The 22,694-nt window shown below is 55.1% G+C and carries 27 protein-coding genes; 14 read left to right on the top strand and 13 right to left on the bottom strand.

All coding sequences use genetic code 11. The features are described 5' to 3' along the window. Position 1 precedes the first annotated feature (1 nt). A complete protein-coding gene (locus tag ACIPLA_RS10735; RefSeq protein ID WP_401173106.1) occupies positions 2–259 on the top strand; it encodes an ogr/Delta-like zinc finger family protein in 258 nt (85 codons plus the stop codon). Positions 260–314: 55 nt separating this feature from the next. Here ACIPLA_RS10735 and ACIPLA_RS10730 read toward each other — a convergent pair whose 3' ends face one another. After that, entirely contained in the window at positions 315–518 is a 204-nt protein-coding gene (locus ACIPLA_RS10730; RefSeq protein ID WP_095633804.1) for a hypothetical protein, read from the bottom strand. Positions 519–579: 61 nt separating this feature from the next. Next, positions 580–930 (bottom strand): helix-turn-helix domain-containing protein, encoded by a 351-nt coding sequence (locus ACIPLA_RS10725; RefSeq protein WP_028939298.1) that lies wholly within the window; start codon positions 928–930, stop codon positions 580–582. Between the two features lie 84 nt (positions 931–1,014). Between ACIPLA_RS10725 and ACIPLA_RS10720 the strand changes: the two genes are divergently transcribed. From ACIPLA_RS10720 to ACIPLA_RS10695, 6 genes are all read left to right on the top strand, one after another. Next, positions 1,015–1,227 carry a DNA-binding protein gene (locus ACIPLA_RS10720; protein ID WP_401173105.1) on the top strand — a complete coding sequence of 71 codons (213 nt, stop codon included), beginning with the start codon at positions 1,015–1,017 and terminating at the stop codon, positions 1,225–1,227. 29 nt (positions 1,228–1,256) lie between these two features. Further along, positions 1,257–1,736 carry a YmfL family putative regulatory protein gene (locus ACIPLA_RS10715; RefSeq protein ID WP_401173104.1) on the top strand — a complete coding sequence of 160 codons (480 nt, stop codon included), beginning with the start codon at positions 1,257–1,259 and terminating at the stop codon, positions 1,734–1,736. Next, positions 1,733–2,098 (top strand): hypothetical protein, encoded by a 366-nt coding sequence (locus ACIPLA_RS10710; RefSeq protein WP_401173103.1) that lies wholly within the window; start codon positions 1,733–1,735, stop codon positions 2,096–2,098. Before ACIPLA_RS10715 ends, ACIPLA_RS10710 begins: the two co-directional genes overlap by 4 nt. A gap of 72 nt (positions 2,099–2,170) precedes the next feature. Continuing rightward, entirely contained in the window at positions 2,171–2,416 is a 246-nt protein-coding gene (locus ACIPLA_RS10705; RefSeq protein ID WP_028939294.1) for a hypothetical protein, read from the top strand. 2 nt (positions 2,417–2,418) lie between these two features. After that, on the top strand, positions 2,419–5,112 hold the full coding sequence (locus ACIPLA_RS10700) for a toprim domain-containing protein (protein WP_401173102.1): 2,694 nt from the start codon (positions 2,419–2,421) through the stop codon (positions 5,110–5,112). Positions 5,113–5,170: 58 nt separating this feature from the next. Continuing rightward, the gene (locus ACIPLA_RS10695) at positions 5,171–5,386 is read left to right on the top strand and encodes a helix-turn-helix transcriptional regulator (protein ID WP_401173101.1); all 216 of its coding nucleotides are present in this window, start codon (positions 5,171–5,173) and stop codon (positions 5,384–5,386) included. Between the two features lie 41 nt (positions 5,387–5,427). On the opposite strand, the gene ACIPLA_RS10690 is transcribed toward ACIPLA_RS10695, so the two are convergent. Together ACIPLA_RS10690 and ACIPLA_RS10685 are read right to left on the bottom strand one after the other, a co-directional pair. Next, positions 5,428–6,375, bottom strand: a complete 948-nt coding sequence (locus ACIPLA_RS10690) for a hypothetical protein (protein WP_401173100.1) — start codon at positions 6,373–6,375, stop codon at positions 5,428–5,430. Positions 6,376–6,425: 50 nt separating this feature from the next. Further along, complete coding sequence (locus ACIPLA_RS10685; RefSeq protein ID WP_401173099.1) at positions 6,426–7,721, bottom strand: tyrosine-type recombinase/integrase; 1,296 nt, start codon at positions 7,719–7,721, stop codon at positions 6,426–6,428. Positions 7,722–8,176: 455 nt separating this feature from the next. Between ACIPLA_RS10685 and ACIPLA_RS10680 the strand changes: the two genes are divergently transcribed. Together ACIPLA_RS10680 and ACIPLA_RS10675 are read left to right on the top strand one after the other, a co-directional pair. Beyond that, complete coding sequence (locus ACIPLA_RS10680; protein ID WP_401173098.1) at positions 8,177–9,742, top strand: Fic family protein; 1,566 nt, start codon at positions 8,177–8,179, stop codon at positions 9,740–9,742. Between the two features lie 234 nt (positions 9,743–9,976). Further along, complete coding sequence (locus ACIPLA_RS10675; RefSeq protein ID WP_401173097.1) at positions 9,977–10,537, top strand: magnesium transporter; 561 nt, start codon at positions 9,977–9,979, stop codon at positions 10,535–10,537. Between the two features lie 32 nt (positions 10,538–10,569). Here the strand turns inward: ACIPLA_RS10675 and ACIPLA_RS10670 are convergent, their stop codons facing one another. Genes ACIPLA_RS10670 through ACIPLA_RS10650 form a run of 5 tightly spaced genes read right to left on the bottom strand, consistent with a single transcriptional unit; the run spans position 10,570 to position 15,602 of the window. Next, the gene (locus tag ACIPLA_RS10670) at positions 10,570–10,887 is read right to left on the bottom strand and encodes a cytochrome C oxidase subunit IV family protein (protein ID WP_008074510.1); all 318 of its coding nucleotides are present in this window, start codon (positions 10,885–10,887) and stop codon (positions 10,570–10,572) included. A 13-nt stretch (positions 10,888–10,900) separates the two neighbouring features. Next, positions 10,901–11,614, bottom strand: a complete 714-nt coding sequence (locus ACIPLA_RS10665; protein WP_401173096.1) for a heme-copper oxidase subunit III family protein — start codon at positions 11,612–11,614, stop codon at positions 10,901–10,903. Positions 11,615–11,620: 6 nt separating this feature from the next. Further along, positions 11,621–12,313, bottom strand: a complete 693-nt coding sequence (locus tag ACIPLA_RS10660; protein ID WP_401173095.1) for a cytochrome c oxidase subunit 3 — start codon at positions 12,311–12,313, stop codon at positions 11,621–11,623. Next, positions 12,310–14,085 (bottom strand): cytochrome c oxidase subunit I, encoded by a 1,776-nt coding sequence (gene ctaD, locus ACIPLA_RS10655; protein ID WP_401173149.1) that lies wholly within the window; start codon positions 14,083–14,085, stop codon positions 12,310–12,312. The genes ACIPLA_RS10660 and ctaD overlap by 4 nt, the downstream gene beginning before the upstream one ends. A gap of 50 nt (positions 14,086–14,135) precedes the next feature. Then, complete coding sequence (locus tag ACIPLA_RS10650; protein WP_401173094.1) at positions 14,136–15,602, bottom strand: c-type cytochrome; 1,467 nt, start codon at positions 15,600–15,602, stop codon at positions 14,136–14,138. A gap of 386 nt (positions 15,603–15,988) precedes the next feature. Here ACIPLA_RS10650 and ACIPLA_RS10645 point away from each other — a divergent pair, with 386 nt between their 5' ends. Further along, positions 15,989–16,324, top strand: coding sequence for a hypothetical protein (locus ACIPLA_RS10645; RefSeq protein WP_401173093.1), 336 nt, complete (start codon positions 15,989–15,991; stop codon positions 16,322–16,324). A 369-nt stretch (positions 16,325–16,693) separates the two neighbouring features. Then, positions 16,694–17,101 (top strand): type II toxin-antitoxin system HicB family antitoxin, encoded by a 408-nt coding sequence (locus tag ACIPLA_RS10640; protein ID WP_008074516.1) that lies wholly within the window; start codon positions 16,694–16,696, stop codon positions 17,099–17,101. 56 nt (positions 17,102–17,157) lie between these two features. On the opposite strand, the gene tam is transcribed toward ACIPLA_RS10640, so the two are convergent. Next, entirely contained in the window at positions 17,158–17,928 is a 771-nt protein-coding gene (tam, locus tag ACIPLA_RS10635) for a trans-aconitate 2-methyltransferase (protein ID WP_218398237.1), read from the bottom strand. A 386-nt stretch (positions 17,929–18,314) separates the two neighbouring features. On the opposite strand from tam, the gene ACIPLA_RS10630 reads away from it, so the two are divergent. The 3 genes from ACIPLA_RS10630 (at position 18,315) to ACIPLA_RS10620 (ending at position 20,395) form a co-directional block, all read left to right on the top strand. Then, positions 18,315–18,818: an inclusion body family protein gene (locus ACIPLA_RS10630; RefSeq protein ID WP_401173092.1), complete on the top strand. Its 504-nt coding sequence runs from the start codon at positions 18,315–18,317 to the stop codon at positions 18,816–18,818. A gap of 123 nt (positions 18,819–18,941) precedes the next feature. Beyond that, positions 18,942–19,478 (top strand): AidA/PixA family protein, encoded by a 537-nt coding sequence (locus ACIPLA_RS10625; RefSeq protein WP_401173148.1) that lies wholly within the window; start codon positions 18,942–18,944, stop codon positions 19,476–19,478. Between the two features lie 518 nt (positions 19,479–19,996). Further along, positions 19,997–20,395 (top strand): low affinity iron permease family protein, encoded by a 399-nt coding sequence (locus ACIPLA_RS10620; RefSeq protein WP_192344331.1) that lies wholly within the window; start codon positions 19,997–19,999, stop codon positions 20,393–20,395. Between the two features lie 56 nt (positions 20,396–20,451). On the opposite strand, the gene ACIPLA_RS10615 is transcribed toward ACIPLA_RS10620, so the two are convergent. The 3 genes from ACIPLA_RS10615 to ACIPLA_RS10605 form a co-directional block, all read right to left on the bottom strand. Next, the gene (locus tag ACIPLA_RS10615; RefSeq protein WP_123499151.1) at positions 20,452–20,955 is read right to left on the bottom strand and encodes a DUF4142 domain-containing protein; all 504 of its coding nucleotides are present in this window, start codon (positions 20,953–20,955) and stop codon (positions 20,452–20,454) included. Between the two features lie 73 nt (positions 20,956–21,028). Beyond that, positions 21,029–21,184: a KGG domain-containing protein gene (locus ACIPLA_RS10610; protein WP_008014777.1), complete on the bottom strand. Its 156-nt coding sequence runs from the start codon at positions 21,182–21,184 to the stop codon at positions 21,029–21,031. Positions 21,185–21,300: 116 nt separating this feature from the next. Continuing rightward, on the bottom strand, positions 21,301–22,650 hold the full coding sequence (locus ACIPLA_RS10605) for a diguanylate cyclase domain-containing protein (protein WP_401173091.1): 1,350 nt from the start codon (positions 22,648–22,650) through the stop codon (positions 21,301–21,303). Between the last annotated feature and the right edge of the window lie 44 nt (positions 22,651–22,694).

Raw genomic sequence — 22,694 nt, 5'->3', positions numbered from 1 at the left:
AATGCGAGTTATTTGCAAATGCGGACACAAAGGGCGAATCGCTTCGCGAGACCAGTTATCGGAGGATTTTGCGAAGCTCTATTGTCAGTGCCTGGATGCAAAGTGCGGGCACACGTGGGTTGCGAATCTGACGTTCTCCCACACGTTAAGCCCGTCGGCTCAGTCCTTCGAAAGAATGTTGTTCGACCGTTTGAGAGACATGCCCAGTGCAAAACAGCGTGAGTTGTTTGAGCAGTTGGGATCACAAGCGAGGGCATAAGTCGCAAACCGCCGACTCAAAGATGTCGGCGATCGATTACTTCGAATGATCTATTTCAGGCACAACGACTGGGGCTATCAACTGCAGACCCTTTTGGGTTGGTAACCAGAATTTCAGTAACCCGGCGGACTTGTTGCTGGTCCAGCTCACCCAAACGACGGTAGAGCTCGATCAGACGGCGTTCAATTTTCGTCAGACCAGGCCATTCGAATTCGGTCATTCCAACGCGGTCGCGTTCATTTGTCGTGCGATCCAACATGCTTACTACTCCATAAGTGCATTGCTGAATCGATTATCCGGAAGGGAACTGGCTTTAGAAGTTAATTCCTATGGCGGGCGGCGTCGTCGGCCATGGCTTGCAGGAAACGACGAATGGCTTCCTGATCGAACGGCGTGATGCTCCTGTACTGCGTCACGAGTCGATCTTCTATCTCGGAAAGCGCGTCATTTGGCAGTGTGGCGCGAACACCATTGACGATAAAAGCCACGTCGAAACCCAGCTCACTGGCAGCCAGACTCAGGTAAGACGCCGGAGCATCGCTAGCACCAGACTCATAGTTGCCTTGGGTACGTTTCGAGATACCGAGCTTTTCTGCGAGCTGGTCTTGAGTCAGCCCCGCCTGAGCACGCAGTTGTCGCAGACGCGCGCCAATCTCTTCTGAGAGAGTCAAATTTTTTCCACTCTTATATTTACATTGGCAATCTTTTGCCACATCCTGCGCCTGCCATCACACGAAAGCGCAAGGAATTGCACTATGCCCAACACCACCACCCCCGAGCAAGCCCGCAAACAAGCGCGTGAAGTCTTGGAAAAGCGCGGTCAGTCCGCGAAAGACTTTGCTGTATTGCACAACCTGAATCCCAGCACCGTCTACGCGGTGCTGAGTGGCCAGAGCCGTTGTCGCCGTGGGGAGGCACATCGTGCCGCCGTACTACTCGGTATCAAAGACGGCGTGATTGAACAGTAACGGCACTGGGCTACAGGGAAAAGCAGAATATGGAAGACGCAGTTCTAAAGACTCGCCGAGAAGTTGTCAGTGCAATTATTTGCAGTTACCCGGGTGGACGGGAATGTGCTGCAGCGCGCATCGGTTTGGCGCTGAAAAAATTCGATAACCACGCCTATGAGAACAACAACAGCCGACCACTGACCGACGCTCAGCTTTTTCAATTGGAGCAAGAGTCCGGCACTCAGCATTTGCCCACCTACGTTGCGGCTATGTACGGCGGTTTGTTCGTTCCAATCCCAGATCCAGAAACTATGGATAACGTCGAGATGTACACCCTCTCGGTACAGGTCGCCGCCAAGCGCGGCACCGTTGACCAAGAGATCGCCAAGGCATTGGCGGATGGATGCATCACCAAACCCGAGGCGGAACACATCCTTAATGCTCACAACCTACACATGGCGGCACGTCACGCCGAGGTGCTCGCATCCATTGACCTGTACCGCAACAAATCAGGGACTATCCAATGACTGACCAGCCTGCAGTACAGCAATATCAGGACATCCTCAAAGCCGCCGCGCTTGGGTTCCTGGAGCGCCACCGATGCGAACATCTGAGCGACGATCAGCAGTTGTTCGACCGCGCAGTGCAGCACCTGGTTACCGACTATGACGTCCTGACGACGATGGCTGAAAAGATGGTGCACTTGGCCTGCAGCGATATGTCAGCGGTACGCGATCGGCATCGTCTGGACATTGTCAGCAGCACGTCGGCGCACACCGTCATCATCGACCCTGCCACCGGTAGCGCTTGGTCCGTCCCGGTCAGCGTTATCTATGAACGCATTCTCAACGCACCGGACAACGGTCGCTTCCGCGTAGCCGCACCGTAACACCCACCCAATAAACCGCCTGCCCCACCCCCGTGGGTTTGGGTGAGCTGCGTCCGAAATTGAGGTTTGACGATGGAAAACGCCATGAACATCAACGCAAAACTGACGCCAGGTCAGGCCCAAGCGCTCTTGGCCAGTCTGCGCGAGCAATACCGTCTCAGCCTCAATGATCTTTGGTACGCGGACCAATATCGATTGATTCCCGATGGCCTACGCCACGGATCAATTCTTGCCAACAGCCCTGTGATGGCCGCGCAGAAACATCTGATCGGCGCCCTCACCCAAAGCCTCGGCCTCAGCCTCAAAGTAGCGAAATAACCATGAGAGACGATCTGCGTCACGACGTCCTGCAGCGTATCGAGTCCGAATTCGGCCTTAAACACCGTGTCCCCACTAACTACATGCGGGGTGGCACTTGTCCCAAGTGCAACAAAAAAGAGCTGTATACCCGCTTCGACAGTCCGTGGCAGCTCATCTGTGGCCGTCAGGAAAAGTGCGGCCACACGGTGCATGTGAAAGAGATCTACGACGACCTCTTTGAAGATTGGAGCAAGCGCGTTCCCGCCACCGAGAACGCCCCTACAGCGACAGCGCGTGCATACCTTGAGTTTGCCCGCGGCTTCGATATTTCACTTATCGGAGGTTGGTTTACACAGGATACGTACTACTCGGCCCAGCACGACGCTGGCAGTTCGACGGTACGATTCGCCCTAGAGAAAGGCGGATACTGGGAACGCCTGATCGACCGGCCTGCGCGCTTCGGCAAGATGAAGGCCCGCTTCAAGCCGGGTGAGTCATACAAAGGCGTGTGGTGGTGTCCGCCGTGCGTCGACGTGCTAGAGGCGAAGGAAATCTGGATTGTCGAGGGCATCTTCGACGCCCTCGCCCTGGTGCACCACAACATTGCCGCCGTATCGGCGATGTCCTCCAACGCCTTCCCGGCCGACTCTCTGAAGGCGTTGGTAGAAGCGCGCCCGGGAAATCTTCCAAAGCTGGTTTGGGCGCTTGATAACGAACCAGGTGCACACGCTTACACCAAGCGCTGGGTCCGTATGGCACGTGAGCTGGGCTTCACTTGTGAGGCGGCGCAGATCCCCCAACGGGATAACAGAAAGGTCGACTGGAACGATCTGCACCAGCGCTGGCAGTTCCTGGACGAAGGCGAGAAGCGTGATGCTCAGTTCGACAAAGACATCACCACTGCACGGCACCACGGCGCCCTGCTGATCGCTGAGAACGCCACTGAGAAAGCCTTGGTGATGTTTGATTGGAAGCGCCGTAGCGAATTCCACCTGGAATACGGCAACCGGCTGTACTGGTTCAAGCTCGACCTGGAGAAGTACAACAAAGCTATTCAGGAGCTCGAGGACAGCGACCACCACGACGACCAGCTGCTGAACAACAAGCAGATGCGAACCAAGGCCATGCAGCAGTGCGGCGCGCTGCAACGTATCGCCACCTGTAATCCAAAAGCACTGTATTACCAAGAGAACAAGCTTACAGACGAATCCTGGTACTACTTCCGGATCACGTTCGCCCATGACGCTGCGCCAATCAAGAACACCTTCACCAGCTCACAGATTGCCTCGTCTGCAGAGTTCAAGAAGCGCCTGCTCGGCATTGCCCCAGGCGGGATGTTTACTGGTACCACCCAACAGCTAGACGCCTTCATTGAAGAGCAAACTGATGCCCTCAAGACCGTTCAGACCATTGACTTCACCGGCTACACCCGTGAGCACAGCGCCTACGTCTACGGCGACGTAGCGGTCCGCGATGGGAAAGTGTTCAAGCTGAACGAGGAGGACTTTTTCGACATGGATCGGCTGAGCATCAAAACCCTCAGCCAGTCGGTGATCCTCAACCTGAACACGGACCTGGAGAAGTTCGACACCGAGTGGCTAGACATCATCTGGCAATGCTTCGGTGCCAAGGGTCTGGTCGCGCTCGCATTCTGGTTCGGGTCACTGTTTGCCGAACAGATCCGCCAGCACCAAAAGAGCTACCCCTTCGCCGAGATCATCGGTGAGCCAGGCGCCGGTAAGTCCACGCTGATCGAGTTCCTGTGGAAGCTGTGTGGTCGCATCGACTATGAAGGTTTCGACCCAACCAAGGGCACGCCTGTCGCTCGAGCGCGGAACTTCGCCCAGGTCGGCAACCTGCCGGTGGTACTTATCGAGTCAGAGCGAGAAAAGACCGATGGCAGCCAGACCAAACAGTACGACTGGGACGAACTCAAAACTGCCTACAACGGTCGGAGCGTCCGTTCCACCGGCGTAAAGAACAACGGCAACGACACCCGTGAACCTCCATTCCGTGGAGCCGTGGTCATCGGCCAGAACCATGCGGTGAATGCTTCCGAACCGATCCTGCAGCGCCTAGTGCACATCGCCATGACGAAGGACGGGCAGACGCCGCAAACCAAGTTGTTGGTGGAAAAGCTCGAGCGCATGCCGGTCGACCGCGTGAGCGGGTTTCTGGTCAAGGCAACGATGAAGGAAAGCATCGTGATGCAGACCGTCCGTGAAAAAGTACCTGTCTACGAGCAGAAGCTCCTGGCCCTTCCGGAGATCCGCACCGTCCGAATCGCAAAAAACCACGCTCAGCTGCATGCCTTGGTTGACGCCCTGGTTCACGTTGTCCCACTGAAAAAACACCAGGTGGACGCGGCCCACTCCGAGATCCAGAGCATGGCCAAGGAACGCCAGCTGGCGATCAACGCTGATCACCCGATCGTCGTCGAGTTCTGGGAGCTGTACGAGTACTTGAACAGCACTGCAGGTGGGCTCAACCACTCCCGCAATGACGGCCTGATCGCGGTAAACCTCAACGACTTCGCCAAGGAAGCCGCAGAGAAACGCCAGAAAGTACCGGATCTGACCGAGCTCAAACGCCACCTTAAAACCAGCAAGTGCCCTAAGTTCCTGGAGACCAACCGAAACGTCTGCTCAGCATGGGATACCGATGCCGCCAACAAACCGAAAACTGTGCGGTGCTGGATTTTCCAGGCTGCCTGACATTACCAAGGGAAGAAACACAGATGAAAAGGCGCGATCAACTCGCAAAAACCACCCAATGACGAAAAAACTGGATCGATTCATGAGGGAAAGAGAAGTGTTGGACGTAACCTCCTTTTCCAGAACCACGCTCTGGCGGGAAATCAAACGCGGTCGATTCCCTAAGTCGGTTGTAATTTCGGCAGGGCGCGTCGGCTGGCGAGAGTCGGCGATCGAAGCCTGGCAAGTCAATCCTGGAAACTGGCAAGGCAATGCCAACATCGAGGCCGCATAAGCGGCCTCATCTACACGCTTATCGCGATCCAAAGTGAAGTGTTATTTAGCTTTCAGGAGACCATCTGTATCCAGCCAGAGATCTAGTGACGCAGTCAGATCGTTCCAGAAAGAATTCAGCTCATCTATTGATGCCTTCCGCACCCATGCCTGATCCAAATATTCGAACACGTCACATTGAGGGGTTGCCACAAGTGAGCCAAAAGCGGCGTCATCGAGAAGGGTCGCCGATATGAACTGCGTCACCTGGCTCACGATCCCTAAAGCTTCGATCACCTCGTGATAGTTGGCTTGTACAGGGGTGCCAGAGGCTCGCTTCTCTGGATGTGCGAACACCTTATCCGCCATAGTGCAAACCTTCTTCACCACATCGGAATTCAACATCGCTTTGAGTCGATCGAAAATCTCCGCCGATATTGGTTGAGACCTCCCGGCTTTGCGACTGCCGTCAGCTATCGAGTCGAAAATATCGTGGCGCAACTTCGAGTTAAAACCAGCATCAGGCCCCGTTGTTGATATCCAAGTAGCTTTCCCAAGAGACTTTGGATCCCGCGCAGCAAAGCGGCGGAGCTCAGCTGCTTCGTGATCATAAGAAAGTCCGTCGTAGCAGACGAACATTTCCCTTGAAATAAGATGCTTATTGGCTTCCAGGTCCAACAGGACCCGCTTTATCGAGTTCGAGTCCTTGTGATGGTCTACCAACCTGCGAATGCCAAGCGCCGCGATGTGAGCGTAACCGTCGACAATGAGATTCCACATTGCGCCGTTCACCTTCCTCTCGCTCTCGATCCTTCGAGCTTCGTTTAACGCATGAAAGACAGCTGAGTTCCATGTCAACTGGTGTATCTGGTTTGCGATCGAGTTCTCAGCAGAACCCCGAATGGCCTCTAAACACTTACTCCGCAGTTGCCTGTAGTGGTCTAACGCTTTCTGCTGTGACTTATCGACATCACACTGATCTACCGGATAAAGATAATTTTCGATTGGCATCTCACTCATCCTAAAGAATTTACGTTTTCAGCGCGTTGAGCCATCAACTCTTATCGTCCCGACTCCACATTCAGCGCAATAACATTCTTTTGCAGCCACTGTGCCCAACGTTGAAGGCCTCGTTGTTTTTCCGGGAAATAGCCGTAGCGATCATAATGTTTTGAAGAAACATCATTGAAAGCATGACCTTGAATTCTGTCCCGAAGCTCCTTGGTAATCCCAGCCGCACCCATCAACGTTTTACAGGTACGACGCAAGTCCCGCAGGGTAAAGGGTCCATTGAATTTGTCCGGATGCCGGCTGCATAGTTTGGTCACCGCACGGGACAGTGAGTTGGCATGCAGCGAACTGTCCGGCACTTTGCCCTCGAACGGGTAAACGCTCGTCGCATTGATTTCATCCATGGCCTTCAGGCTCTGGCGCATGAGCTTGTTGTAGGGCACGACGTGCAACGAGCGTTCGCCTTCGGCCCCGCGACCTTTCTTGTTGCGAATGATCAAGTGGTCTTTCAGATAGTGCCGACGCTCGGTCGCGAGTAACTGCTCCGGACGCTGCCCACCAGACGCGATCAAAAACTTAATCAACTCTGCTGTGACCACGCTCAACTGTTCAGGCAGCATTTGCCAAAGGTGGGCAAGCTCCGTGGTGGATAAGGCTCGGTCGCCAGGCTGCTCCCAGTCGGCCTGAACCGGGACGCTGGCCACCGGATTACTTTTGATTCCAAATTTCACATCGTCTTTATGGTAACTGCGCGGGTTGAACTCCTGCTCCAAGGCAACTTGGAACGCCGCGTGCAGCTGTGATCGAAGCCGATTGCAGTAGGTGGTCACACCATTCGCGATCATCTTGGCGATGATGTCTCGGATTTCACCTGGGCCGACCAGAACAGCCGGGAGCTTTACCAAATTCGGAAAGGGTTCAGAAACGTAATGCTTGAAAGACCACTTCACATCCTCAGCCGAAGCGGCGCCCTCGCCCGTCAGCTTGGTGATGTAACCGTTCATCACTTCCTGAAAGGTGCCGGCCGCGATCACGACTTCCTTTTCAGCGCGGCACAGATCCCTGGCGTCAGCTAAACCGAGTGTTGGCCAGGTACCAAGCTTGCTCTTGATTTTCTTGCCGCTGCTGAATCGCTGGAAGTAGAACTCCTTCGTCCCGTTCGGACGCACTCGCAGAAGCAGCACACCCTCACCTCGGGCTGTACGGCCATCCGAGACTGTGTATTCCTTTTCCGCAGGCTTCATTGCCTTGATTTGTTTCTCTGTGAGCATTTGGGGGCCGTAGCTGGGGGCTGTATGACTGAAATATGGGGTAAACCGATGAAACAGACTGAAATCGCGATTCACCCTTCAACCCCTGTAGTACGGGGCTATCCGGGACATAAGCATACATCCGGCGCCCAACTGAAACACCATCCGCCCAAGATTCCCAAGCTGATAACGAGGGTTCGATTCCCTTCACCCGCTCCAATCGAATTTTTGTCTCACGTCAGTTTTTTTGGCGGGGGATGCAGGAACACAAAAAAACCGGCCTCGATGGCCGGTTTTTTTGTGCCTGGGATTTGGTGGAATCGAGCTCTGAGGCATCTCCCCATTTTCGCCTGTTGTCCGCTGATCGATGAATAAGTGCTCTCCGGGCGTTAGCGACTACCCTGAAGTCTGTTAGCGTTTTTTTCGAAAACCCCGGATTTATTATCAAATTTCATCAAGCGTTAATGTTTTCATCTCTCCGAAAATTAACGTTTTCGCATATGATCGATCTTCTGTTAGCGTTTTTCTTGCCCCAGTAAAGGATTTCGTCAATGCAAGTCGGTTTCAAGACCCTCGCGAACCGGTACGACATCGCACTGGCACAACCTCTACGAGTCGACTCGATGATCGGCACTGTACGTGTCAGTCGCGAAAGTGACGGAAATGTGGAAAACCGGTATCCGGCAAGCTATCGGCCCGCAGACGATTTCGCAGGACACTTCGAATTCGGCCTCAAATACGAAGAGATCCATCTCGAGTTCTTCGCCCGCCTGTTTGCGGCCATAGGTCCGCAGCCTGTCGAAGACTGGTGTCGACGGGAGCCATTCGGCCAGTACGCCCGTCGCACCGGGTTCCTCTATGAATGGCTGACAGGGGAACGTCTGAATGTGCCAGACGTGACCAATGGCGGCTATGTTGATGTACTTTCGCCACAAGATTACCTGACTCGTCGCGAAGCACTGCGAACGCGGCGCTGGCGCGTCAATAACAATCTGCCGGGGACGGCTGAGTTCTGCCCCTTGGTTCGTCGTACGGCGCCAGTGCAGGAAGCTCTGCAATTCGATCTGCGCGAGGCATTGGATGAATTGGATCAGGCCTTTGGCTCCGACATCCTGATGCGTACCGCCAGTTGGCTGACGTTCAAGGAATCGCGTGCGAGCTTTCTCATCGAAAAGGAAGCCGACCAGGCCGATCGCATCCAGCGGTTTGCCCATGTCATTGCCCAGTACTGCGGACATATCGAGGACCCGTTGAGCAACGACAGTCTCCAGTCCCTGCAGGCCGGCATTCTGGGGCGTGACGCCATTGGGCTGGGCCTGCGGCGCTCCCCTGTGTTTGTGGGTCAGGCCACGATGCGCGAGGACATCGTGCATTACATTGCCCCCCATTTCGCGGATCTTGCGCAGCTATTGGCAGGACTCAACGAGTTTGAGGTCGCAACGCGTGGTGCAGAGTCAGTGGCACGTGCCGCTGTGTTGGCATTTGGCTTCGTGTATATCCATCCCATGCGCGATGGCAATGGCCGGATTCATCGCTTCCTTATCAACGACACCCTGATTCGGGATAAGGCAGTGCCCGACGGCGTAATACTGCCGGTGTCAGCCACAATCACGAGTTCGATCGACTTCAGGGCCGGCTACGACCGTACGCTCGAAGTGTTCTCGCGACCGTTCATGCGATGTTACGCGGCGGCCTATCGGTTCGGCGAACTCGTGACCTACGAGGACGGGACTCGCAGCAACTTCATCTTCGATGAATACGAAGACGCGTGCTTTGCCTGGCGCTATCCCGATCTGACCGAACACGTCCTGTACACCGCACGCGTCGTCGAACACACGATTCGAAAGGAAATGGCGGATGAAGCCAGAGTACTGGTGATCTTTCAGCGAGCTCAGGAGCAGCTGAAAGAGGTACTGGAAATGCCGGACGTGGATGCGAACCGCATCATCCGCTCCATCAAGGAGAACGGCTGGGTGGTGTCCGGCAAGCTAAAGAAAGGGTACCCGCAGCTTGAAGATGAGCGCATGGCGGGACGCGTCGTGGAGGCCGTGCGTTCTGCGTTTGAGGATCGAGAGATGGGTGCAGGCGAAGAAGGATCTTTCGGCGAATCTGGATAAGGCGCTGGGGGTGGATTAGAAAAAACCGGCTTGATGGCCGGTTTTTTGTGTCTAGGGTTTGGTGATCCTCCAGACCTTGACGCTGCCCGCCCCGCATGCTAGCGAATGCTATACTTCCTACGAATTGCATCAAGTGTGCAGCGTTCCCCACGTGCACAGACATCGACTGTAAATCTCAGTTAACGGCTGCAGGACAAGGGAGGTCTACAGCCAACACGAGATGGGAGGTGTGGCATGAATCGGCACTATTACATCAGTGACAATCTCGATGATCTCGAGGCCGTTGAAAATGAGCTGGAAGCCAACGGCATCAATACCGAACAAATTCATGTGCTCAGTGAACAAGTTGCTGATGTTGAAGAACATCACCTCCACGAGGTTAACTCGTTGATGAAACAGGATGTTGTTCACTCTGGCGAGATTGGTGCGTTGGTCGGCGTGCCGCTCGCGGCGCTGGTCCTTGGCGGCGCCTATTGGATGGGCTGGACCGAATCCGCCGCAGGCTGGGTGCCTTTTATCTTCCTGGCCATTGTTATATTTGGCTTCTGCATCTGGGAAGGCGGCTTCTTTGGTATCCAGGTGCCTAATGCTCACTTCCGCAATTTCAAACAGATGGTAGAAGAGGGAAAACATATCTTCTTTGTGGATGTTGAACCGAATCAGGAACCGGTATTGGACCGGGTAATCGAACATCATCCAAAGCTGACGATCGCCGGCACGGGAACGGCAGCCCCTCACTGGACAGTGGCCTGGCAGCACAAATGGCATCAGTTCAAGCGAGTGATATCGGGTTAGCCCTGAAGACTCATGGCCATCCTGGAAGCTGCTTACTGGCCGAAGGAAATGACCCGGCTGAGGAAAACATAGTCCGCCTCGGTGGCCATCAGTCCGACGAGCACCAGTAAACATAACGGTGGCACCAATATGGCGTAGACCATGGCCAACCGTTCCCAAGCCATATGCATGAAGATGGAGACAATCAAACCTGCCTTCAACAACATGAAAGTGATAATCAGGGACCACCGAAGGTAGCCATGGAAGTGGAAATAGTCGACAAGGTACGACAGCGTGCTGAGGACGAATAACAGCCCCCAGATTTTAAGGTACAAGCTGATTGGATGTTGCTGACCCTGAGCATGTGCCATCACCCGTGCTCCTCTACCATAAATAGAAGAAAGCAAAAATAAACACCCAGACCAAATCCACGAAGTGCCAGTAAAGCCCGGCTATCTCGACGTTCTGATAGTTTCCGGAGCGCTCATAATCTCCCCGCAGTACTTTCAACGCCACAATGCTGAGGTAGATGGCGCCGATTGACACATGCAGTCCGTGGAAACCGGTAATCATGAAAAAGCTGGCACCAAATTGCGCCGCCCCCATGGGGTTCCCCCAGGGACGCACCCCTTCTGCGATGAGCTTGCTCCATTCAAATGCCTGCATGCCGACGAAGGTCACACCCAAGGCAGCGGTCGCCAGCATCAGGGCAGTGGTTTTCGCGCGATCACGGCGATAGGCGAAATTAACGGCCATGGCCATGGTGCCGCTGCTACTGATCAGCACAAAGGTCATGATCGCGATCAGAATAAGCGGGATCTCTCTACCGCCGATCGTCAATGCGAACACTTCACTGGGGTTTGGCCAGGCGGTGGTGATGGTCATGCGTACCGACATGTAGCCGGTTAAAAAACAGGTGAATATGAACGTATCGCTGAGCAGGAATATCCACATCATCGCCTTGCCCCAAGGGACCTGCTTGAAGGCCTCTCTATCCGAGGACCAGTCGCTGGCGATGCCCTGCCATCCCGGTGCAGGCGGTGAGTCTGGTGGATTGGATGAACTGGATTCGACTGGGGCAAGTGGGGGCGATGCCATGGCTTTTCACCTCAGGCCGCAGAATCTGGCGATCGCTTCATAGGTTTGCGGCGTGCTGGCCAGCAAAGCGAACAGCACGAACCAAAGACCCAGTAAGTAGTGCCAATAGGTGGTACAGAGTTCTACACTGACGCGCAGTTGCGGCAACGGCACGCGACGCAGGAGTTTAGCGACGATTATGCTCCAGGCTATCAGCCCGCCCAGCAGGTGGAGCCCATGCAGGCCGGTCAACAGGTAGAAGAAACTGTTGGCCGGATTGCTGGCGACAAAGTAGCCCCAGGCCACAAACTGCTGCCAGACCCAGAGTTGCCCCACCAGAAAGGCAATGGCAAATACGCCCCCCAATGCAAAACCAATGACCATAGCGTCCAGCCGAGCCTGCCGGGCGGCCATACGCGACCACTGCAGTGCAATGCAGCTGAATACCAGAAAAGCCGAATTCAGCCATAACGGCCAGAGATTGGCTAACGGTGCCAAGGGGTCTGTCAGGGGGAGCCAGTCAGCCATTTGTGAACGGGCAATAAAGGCGAAAAGGAAGAGAAAGAATAACGAACTCACCACGACCAGGAACAAGCGCAGGCCCACTCTTGCGATTTGGCCTCTATCGGCACCCTCGGGGGCCTGAATACCCCCAGGGTCGCGACTCCAACTGCCGCCGGGGTCAGCGCCGTCGGCGTTTCTCAATAGCAGCCTTTTCATGTTTTAACGTCCGCTATCTTGGTTCCGGCACTCAGTTGCCGCATCTGCTCCAGCTCCTCGGCGGAGACCGTCTGCGGAACGAAATCCTGTTCTATCCCCGGCACACTGTAGTCATAGGCCCAGCGATGCACGACCGGCAGCTTCGCTCCCCAGTTACCGTGTATCGGCGGGGTGTTCGGCGTTTGCCATTCCAGACTGGCCGCCCCCCACGGATTACTGCCTGCGGGCTTGCCCTTGAATGCACTCCAGGCCAGGTTGAACAGGAACAGCAGCTGTGAGACGCCGACGGTCAATGCGATCACCGTAATGAAGGCATTCAACTCTTGCGCCGACTGCGGGATGAACGCGTAGTTTTCATAGGCGTAGTAGCGGCGAGGCATGCCCTGGAAACCGAGGTAGTGCATGGGGAAGAAGATGGCGTAGGTACCCAGAAAGGTAATCCAGAAATGCAGCTTGCCCAGGGTGTCGTTCAACATGCGCCCGGTGACTTTCGGGAACCAATGATAAATGCCGCCGAACACCACCAGTACCGGTGCGACCCCCATAACCATATGAAAATGGGCGACGACGAAATAGGTGTCCGAGAGCGGAATATCCACGATCACATTGCCGAGAAACAACCCGGTCAGACCGCCGACCAGGAAGGTGACGATAAAGGCCAGGGCAAACAGCATCGGCACGGTCAGATGAATGTCGCCGCGCCACAGGGTCAGCACCCAGTTGTAGACTTTCAGCGCGGTCGGCACCGCGATGATCAAGGTGGTGACGGCGAAGAAAAAGCCAAAATACGGGTTCATTCCGCTGACATACATATGGTGCGCCCAGACCACAAAACTGAGTACGCCAATCGCAATAATGGCCCACACCATCATCCGGTAGCCGAAGATATTTTTCCGCGCATGCGTGCTGATCAAGTCGGAGACCAGACCAAACGCAGGGAGAGCCACGATGTAGACTTCCGGGTGGCCGAAGAACCAGAACAGGTGCTGGAATAATATCGGGCTGCCACCCTGGTGATCGATCTGCTGCCCCAGCGAGATCATCGCCGGCATAAAGAAGCTGGTGCCCAACAGCTTGTCAAACAGCATCATGACCGCACTGACGAACAACGCCGGGAAGGCCAGCAAGGCCATAATCGACGCCATGAAAATGCCCCATACGGAGAGCGGCATGCGAAACAATGTCATGCCGTGCGTGCGCGCCTGCAACACCGTGGTGACGTAGTTCAACCCGCCCATGGTGGCTGCAACAATAAAAATCGCCAGTGAGACGAGCATCAGAACGATGCCCCACTCGACCCCAGGTGTCCCCTGAGAAATGGACTGCGGCGGATAGAGCGTCCAGCCCGAACCGGTGGGGCCGCCAGGAACAAAGAAACTGGAGAGCAACACCACTACCGCTACCAGGTAGAACCAGTAACTCAGCATGTTGACGTAGGGGAAGACCATGTCGCGGGCGCCGACCATCAGCGGGATCAGATAGTTACCGAAGCCACCCAGAAACAAGGCCGTCAGCAAGTAAATGACCATGATCATGCCGTGCATGGTCATCGCCTGATAGTAAGCACTGGCGTCCATGAACTCCAAAGTGCCGGGAAAGCCAAGCTGTATGCGCATCAAGCCAGACAACACCACGGCGATAACGCCCACGAATAAAGCCGTCAAGGAGTATTGAATGGCAATGACCTTGTGGTCCTGACTCCAGATATATTTGGTCAGGAAGCTTTTGGGTTCGTGTAGCGCTTCTGTTTCGGCTTGCTCCGCATAGGCCATCACGTCATCCTCCTGTTCGAAGTTTCGGTGCATTCCTGGCTGCTTTACGGCTACTTCCCTGGCTCCGCCTTGCTCGCATCAGCGTCGGCATTCGCTTTGGATTTGATAAAAGCGATCAGTGCGTTCAACTCCTGATCACTCGGGGTAAAGGCCGGCATGACGGCTGCATAGCCTTTGACGATTTTGGCGCCGGGATTAAGAATCGAATCCTTTATATAGCCCTCATCGGCCTTGATACTCGTACCGTCGGCAAGGGTTACGGTCTTGCCATACAGGCCCTGCCAGCTGGGGCCGACGCCCTTGCTGCCATCGACACTGTGGCAGGCCAGACAGCCGAGCGACTCGGCCAGCCGCTGCCCCTGCGTCGCCAAGTCGTCACCTCTGTCCAACTTTTCGCTAGCAGAAGGCTCTTGCTGCGCGGCACCCAGCGACTTGATCAGGGCGACGACAGCGTCCAGTTCATCTTCAGTGAGAGTATAGGCCACCATGACTGGCGGGTAGCCCTGCACCAGCCGGGCCTTCGGATCGAGAATCGACTCTTTCAGGTAGGCCTCATCAACCAGCGCACGGGTGCCATCGGCAAACTGTTCAGTGCGGCCGTACAGCCCCTTCCATCCCGGGCCGAGACTGCTACTGCCATCCTGGCTATGGCAGGCACCGCAGCCGTATTTTTCGACCAACAAGCGACCTTTTTCCAGCACGCTGTCCTGACTGGGTTTGGCAGCTGTCGTTAATGTCTGCGCAAAAGTCGGTTGGCTGTTCAGCCATTGATCGAAGGCGCCCTGCTCTTCCACGATCATCTGGCCGCGCATGTTGTAATGACCTACGCCACAATATTCAGCACAAAGGATTTCATATTTCCCGGTTTTAGTTGGTGTAAACCAAAAGTACGACACCATCCCCGGCACCATGTCCATCTTGCTGCGAATTTGCGGGATATAAAAATTGTGCAGCACATCTTTAGAGCGCAGTAAAACCTTCACAGGCTGATCGAGCGGAAGGCGAACTTCATTGTTTTTTATAAGCACATCGTCCTGCCCGACAGGATCCTTGGGATCAAGGCCGAGGGGATTGGTAAAATCAACAAACTTGATATCCGATTTACCCAGTTTCCCGTCCTGGCCGGCAAAACGAAAGGCCCACTGCCACTGCTGGGCGACCACTTCAAGTTCATAAGCATTTTTCGGCACATGGATGAAATCACTGTAAACCACCAGGCCTGGCGCCAACATCGCGGCAATCCCTATCGAGGTCACGATAATCAACCATGTTTCCAGTTTTTTACTTTCTGGCTGATAGTGCGCCCTGGCACCCTCCTTGTGACGATAACGCATCACGGCTACCGCCATAAATACCGTGATAGCAATGAAAAATATTCCACTGATGATCATTGTGATAAACAGGGTGGTGTCTATAGATCCCCAGTTGGAAGCTGCCGGTGTCGCCTGCCAAGGCGCTAGTAGATGGAACAACACGGATGCAATAACGATTAATATCAAGATAATTGCTATTGCCATTTTCTGTTCATCCTATTCCTGTTGTTCACTGGTTATGCAAACGCATCGCCACTGACGTCCAAGCAGGGCAGAAAATACCGTCCCATTCGGCGGTAAAGTCAGCAAGAAGTATAGTGCACGGACGGAACAAGTGCTTTTTTGAACAACCTGATGCAGGGATGTTCCAACGAATATTAAGCTAATCGTTTAAAGCGATTCGCTACATACAACTATGGATATTCAGCATTACGTTTCTATGGACTAAACGGGCGTAGCGCACAGCAAGCGAGACCAGGTTGCCAGCTATACTCAATCCTGATGACGGGATGGCAGAACTGGCCAGAAGCGGATGGCTTGAGAAGACACGAGAGCTACAGAGTCCAGCAGTCCACGACGGAGGTTTCGTCATGAGTAACCTGACAATCGAAGGCTGGTGCAAACCCAGCGGCGCCCCAAAGTCCACCCCGGTGGGTGAGATCAGCTTTGATGTCGATGGCCCCCTCCATCTGAGTCTAGAGCAAGCTGAAGAACGTCTACAGAAGACTCATGAGCGTGAAGCCATGGTTGATGTCGACATGAGCTCAATGGATTTGGTCTTGCCAGAGGGATACGGCCCCTTGTCCGACTGCCAAATGCGCGTCTACTTGCAGCACGGACGCGGTCAGTTCCATTTGGTCGGGCATCGAGCGAGCGATGGAAGCTTGATCTATACCAACGCGGTTTTGATTGATCAGCTGATTTAGAAGCTACTACTCAATTTCAGTCAGTTAAGCGAGCAACCGCTTTTCGTAGGAGCCAGGCTTGCCGGCGAAAGCGCTCTTAAGGACGCCTTCGCCGGCAAGCCTGGCTCCTACACTTCCGATTCGCCTGACATTGATCCGAAGTGGCCGGTTTTTTATGCATGAAATTTGATCTCCCTTCCTCTCCAGCGCCTTGGCAAAACCCTGCAATACAGAGAGCAGGCCTCCGCCAAGCCATCGCCAAATGCCCTCCTAGACTCATTTCATACCGCTAGCACATCAGTGCTTAGGACGCATTGGTGGTTATAGTGTTGATTAGTGAATTTCAGTAGGTATAGTAACCACAAGCAGGGCCTTCGGAGAATGACAAACATGCTTTACCCAATTGCGATTTCCATGGGCGATGACGAACACGCCTGGGGTGTTGAAGTACCGGATATTCCGGGTTGTTTCTCCGCTGGGGAGGATCTGGATGACGCCATGGCCATGGCGCGCGAAGCCATCGAAGGCCATTTCGAAATATTGGCCGAAGACGGATCACCGATTCCGCCCGCCAACAAAGTAACCCTGCATGCGGCCAATCCGCAGTACGCAGGGTGTACGTGGGCCGTGGTGGACATCGATGTCACCAAATACCTGGGCAAGGCCCAGAAACTCAACATCACCTTGCCCGGCTACTTGCTCAACCGCATCGACGAATACGTACTGCATCATCCGGAAGAGAAAAGTCGCTCCGGGTTTCTGGCCTCGGCGGCGCTCAAGGTGTTGCAGCAGGGCTGATGGTTCGAAGGTTGGTCAACCAAAGGGACAAACGACCAGGCATGTCCCTTTGTACGTCAGCGCGTCGCCACCATGAACAACCGTGGAAACGGCAACAGCACAGAACCATCGCTCAGCGCCGGATAGGCCTGCTCGATCGCCGCCTGATACTGCTTGAGATACTGCACCCGCTCCGCTTCATTCAGCGGCTCAAGAAAAGGCCGCAAACCGCTGCCCTTGAACCACTCGACCACGCCCGATGCGCCGTCAGCGAGGGGATGATAGTAAGTGGTGCGCCATACATCGACGCGGGTGCAGTGGGCACGCAGCATCGAGTAGTAACCACCCGCATCCTCCATTTCCGTTCGCAGGCCTGCGGCCCTTGCCAGTTTGTCAGCCCAAGGGCCGTTCGCTGCGACCTCGCGCATCAACCTGTGCGACGGTTCGTTGAGGTTATCGGGCATCTGAATCGCCAGGCTGCCGCCGGGCGCGAGCCTGGCCACCAATGACGGCAGCAACCGGGCGTGATCGGGCAGCCACTGCAATACCGCATTGGCGAAAATCACGTCGAACGGGCCGGCATCGTTCCAGACATCAATGTCTGCGGTGTCGAATTGCACCTGAGGCAAGCGCTGGCGGGCGGCCTCGATCATATCGGGCGAACTGTCCACCCCTCGCACCGCGGCATTGGGAAAGCGCTGCACCAGCAACTCGGTGGAATTACCCGGGCCGCAACCGATGTCGATTGCCGATTGGACGTCCATTGTGGGGATGGCGGCCAGCAAGTCACGCGCCGGGCGCGTTCGCTCATCTTCAAACGCTACGTATTGTTTGGCGGACCAACTCATATCGTTCTCCTGTCGGTGCAGGTTGTAGCCAGAGGCAGACAACCGGTTCGCTACGATACATCGACCGATGTGCTCTGCCCTATCCCGACTTTTGGAGGGCGTAGGATCTGAGTGAGCCTTTTCTTATCGAAAAATCATCGAAAGTCATAACCAAAAGGACCGTTCGTCGACCGAAGGGCGAAGCGATTTTGACAGTATAAAAATGACATCTATAGTCCTACTCGCGGCCTGTTGGAAGGAACCCAACCCGTCATTTCAAGGCAAGGAGCAAGGCCAGCTCGCACCCGTGATCGAGTGGGTTCCCCAGTAGTGTGTTCGCAACGGCCGCAAGGCAAAGCGTTGTGCCTGGTAGGTAGCCAGGTAATCACTATCAAAGGAGCTTTACTATGTCTCGAGTCACGGATGTACTTGTTTCGATCGACACCGAAACCATTCTGAAAAACTACCCGAACATCAGCAAAAACCCTGCTGCGCCGACGCTGATCGACGTCAATCATGTATACATGGTGACCAATCAGAACAACGTGGTGAGTGGCCAGGCCGGTGGCGAGCTCAATCTGAAAGCGCAGGTAGGCGATCTGATTCGCTGGCGCGAAACCAGCCTGTCGCAGAGCTTCGAGACGGCGGTGATTTTCTACAAGTTCATCGGTAACGTAGGCAACGAGCTGATCTCCACACCCACGCCGCGCAAGGCTACCGCCTGCGTCGCTGTCCCTAACACCAGCAACCCATCGGTGCCCAGCTGCCAGAAAGTCGATAACTATTACTGGTCCTCGGAAACACTTTCGTGCGGCAGCGTGACCTACCACTTCCACTTTCTGATCGTGGATCGCGACTGCAAAATCGTCGGCTGCTGCTCGTGGGATCCGTTCATTACCATTCGTAACTGATGATGGGCCGGGCCCCTTGGCAACGAGGGGCCTACCGGGCTCGTTGCCGCCTCGGCTGGAATGGATTTCTTGCGTGACCGAAGCGGCTATCGATATGCGTCAACATCATGAAAGGAATCCATGATGACTTCCGAACCGATTACCTCCCCTTCGGCGAGCGTCGTGACAGCCAACAATGTGCTGCTGATCGTCGATGCCGAATCGCTGCTTTCCCGTTATCCGCAACCCAGTCTTGAAGCGCAAAAACCGACGATGATTGAAGACGGCTTCATCTTCGCCATCAGCGGTACAGAAACAACAAAAAACACCAAAAATGACAGTAAAGTGACGCTAACAGCCAGTAACAGCCAAGTCTTCCATCTCCGCGGCAGAACCGTCAGCTTGCTGGCCGAACACAGCGTTGTCTTTCACAACATTTCGGTGGTCGATACGGGGATCCTTTCGCCACCCAAACTGGTCGTCAACGGCGAGCAGACAGTCCCCGCGCCCGACCCCGCCAACCCGACCCAACCGGGTAGCCACAAGGCCGATGATCACTACTGGGAGTGCTCGCAACTGAGCACGGGCGTGACAGCCTGCGAACTGAACTTCATGCTGATCAACCAGCGCTGTGAAGTGTTGGGGTACTTCAGCTGGAAGACTGAGGTGACGTTGTTGTGAATAGATAGATACAAAAAAACAACGCCAGTTCAGGCGCGGAACCTGTGGGAGCGGGCTTGCTCGCGAATGCGGTGTTTCAGGCGACATCAATATTGACTATGCCGCCGTCTTCGCGAGCAAGCCCGCTCCCACATGGATTCACACTTATTTCTTGGCATGCAACGATACAGCAGCCACTCACCGCTATTTACTATCCGCCCCCTTCTCCTGCATCTGCACCGATGACTTGGTGCCATCAGTATTGTCTTTAGTCTCGTTATCCGAGTTATCGAAGCAGCCCTGCAACGCAAGCAGGCAGCAACAAAGGTAAAACGTGCGAGCGAGGTTCATGCGGGTCTCCAGTTTCACAGGCTTGAAGTAGTGACCCCATGTCGGTGGAAATGGTTGCGACTTTTTCGGCCCCGACGATCAGCCTCTGACAGAGGGTTTACGCATCCATGCGCAGGCACTATTCAGCAGAATTTTCGTTATGCCCGTGCTGTCTGAAAATCAGGCGCATTCCTATAAGGAGCACGGCAATGAAATTCGCAAAAATTGCACAGAAACTCTCCCTGTGGGCCGGCCTGCCCCGTACATTTCTGGGGGCGATCGTTCTGATTATCCTGTGGGGTTTGAGCGGGCCGATTTTTCATTTCAACGATACCTGGCAATTGATCATCAACACCTCGACCACCATCATCACTTTCCTGATGGTGTTCCTTATCCAGAACACCCAGAACCGCGACACGGACATTTTGCACTTGAAGATCGATGAGTTATTGCGAGTAACGAAAGAAGCGCAGAACGCGATGCTGGGTCTCGAATCGCTGGATCTCAAACAGTTGGAAGAGTTGAGAAAGAAATATCGTCACCTTGGCGAGGGCGAAACGATTCCTCTGGACGGCACTGTCGTCCCGGAAACAAAGAAACAGGATTGAATGAATGTTGACTCATGCCCCGCGGGTGACCGGTGACGTCACCCGCGCCATTGGTGCTAACGACTGGCTTGCAGCTCTCTGGCCATTTGCAGGTGGTTTTGCAGTTTGGGCAAGGTTTCTTCGGCGAACGCTTTGATTTGCGGCACGTCCGTGGTCTGCGCTTGTTGTTGAAGCTGCTCGATGGTCTCTTGGGTGGTTTTCACCTGACTGGCGGCGTACGCCTGATCGAAGGACGCATCGTCCTTCACCTCCGGAATCAGGGTTTTGGCCTTGTCCATCACCTCTTCGCGTGGCGCGACCGGTAAATCGAGTTGCTTGGCAATTTTCGCCAGATGCTGGTTGGCGGTGGTGAGGTCGTTGATCACCACGATGGTGTAGTCCTTGACCTCTTTGGATTCGGTTTTCTGGTGCGCCAGGCGGCTGGCTTCGATGTCGGCCATGCCTTTGGCCGACGCTTCGTTGATGAATTCAGCAGCAGACTGGGCAAAGGCACTGTTGGCAAACAGCCCCAGTAACGTGACAAAACTGGCATTGCGTAATCGGGTGGCCATCCGGCTCATGGTCGCGCCCTCCTTCTTTGAAAATTCAAACGGGAGCTTGCGCCCCCGTCTTTTAATAAAAACCACTTCACTATTACCGGGATTTCTGACCACCTTTGCGGCCCATGCCGCCTTTCGCGGAGTCTTTATCAACGGTCGTCGTGGTGGTTTTCCCACCTTTGCGACCGGCTTCAGACGCCTTCGTTCGATCATGGGCACTACCCGGACTCGGATTTTTTGAAGTAGGCATGGTTTTCATCCTCTTGATGATGAGAGCAGCGAGCAGCCGCCCGCATAGAATAAGAATTTCCATAGTCAAAAAGGTTTAGAAAAACTGGCAACGCTGCGACGAACGGTGACGGGCTTTCAGGCCCCGAGACGCAGGTGATGCTGGCGCTTGGCGCTGTACATCGCCTCGTCGGCATGCCTGAACAACTGATTTTCTTCAGTCCCGTGTTCGGGGTAGCGCGCAACGCCAATGCTCGGCTGGATGTTCAGGTTATGCCCGTCCAGGCGCAGGGGCTGAACCAGTACCTGACGGATCTTTCCCGCCACACGCTCGGCATCCTCTGCGGCATGGATGCTGTGCAACAACACCACAAATTCATCACCGCCGATGCGCGCCACGGTATCGGTTTCACGCACGCAGCCCTTGAGCCGATTGGCGACCGCTTGCAGCAGCATGTCGCCAACCGTATGACCGTGGGTGTCGTTGACATGCTTGAAGCGGTCGAGGTCGACGTAGAGCAAAGCCATTCGACCGGAGTCTGTTCGGGCCAGCTCCAGCGAGGCTTTGAGGCGTTCGCGCAGCAACTCGCGATTGGGCAACTGAGTCAGTTGGTCGTACTGGGCCATGCGCTGGAGCCGGGCATGCAATTGCTTGCGCTCGATAGCGGTCGCGACCTGGGCGCAAACATACTGCAGCAGCTCTTTGTCTTGCTCGGTATAACGCTCGCCGCCCGGTACGCTTTTAACGATCAACGCGCCAATGGTGCCGTTCTTCGAACTCAATGGCACGCCCAGCCAGCAGGGCGAATCCTGGCCCGCGACCAGTGCCGCAAACCCCGCCGGCGGATTGTCCTGATCCGGAGTCAGCAGGATCGGCAAGCCGCTGCGAATCACTTCACTGCAAAGACGCCCGGTCACAGTCCCGGGCTCCTCGGGTTGCGGTTCACGGTCGTCGACGTGATAGGGAAAATTCAGCTGCGCGCAGTGCTCGTCATACAGCGCCACGGAGAAATTCAACGCCGGGAGCCATTCGCCGATGATCGAATGGACGCGTTTGAACAGCGCCAGCAAATCTTCCGCCGCATGGGCCGCCTCGGAGATTGCGTACAGCGCCGCTTGTCGGGACTCGGCCTGTTTGCGCTCGGTGATGTCGCGCGCCACGGCAATGCGCAACTGATCGACCTCCGACCAGCGCGCCGACCAGAGAATGTGCGCCACCCGGCCATCCTTGCGCAGGTAACGATTTTCAAAATTGAGCTTGGGTTCGCCGCCCATGATCTCCCGCGCGGCGTCGAGGGTGCGCTGTCGGTCGGCGGGATGCACCAGGTCGATCATCGGCTGGCCGACCAACTCGTCGGGGGTGTAACCGAAAATGCGCTCGCAGGCCGCGCTGACAAATACGAAGCGACCTTGTTTATCCACCGCACAGACGGCGTCCAGCAAGAGGTCAATGTAGCTCGCCAGTGGGGCGGAATTTCTGGTTTCCATAATGCCGAGAGCGTGTCCGGACAATGCAACATTGAACAACCCTC

Origin of the sequence: Pseudomonas sp. NPDC086112 (assembly GCF_044746425.1) — a bacterium.
In the GTDB taxonomy this organism is placed as follows: domain Bacteria; phylum Pseudomonadota; class Gammaproteobacteria; order Pseudomonadales; family Pseudomonadaceae; genus Aquipseudomonas.
This window is presented reverse-complemented; position numbering and strand designations above follow the sequence as displayed.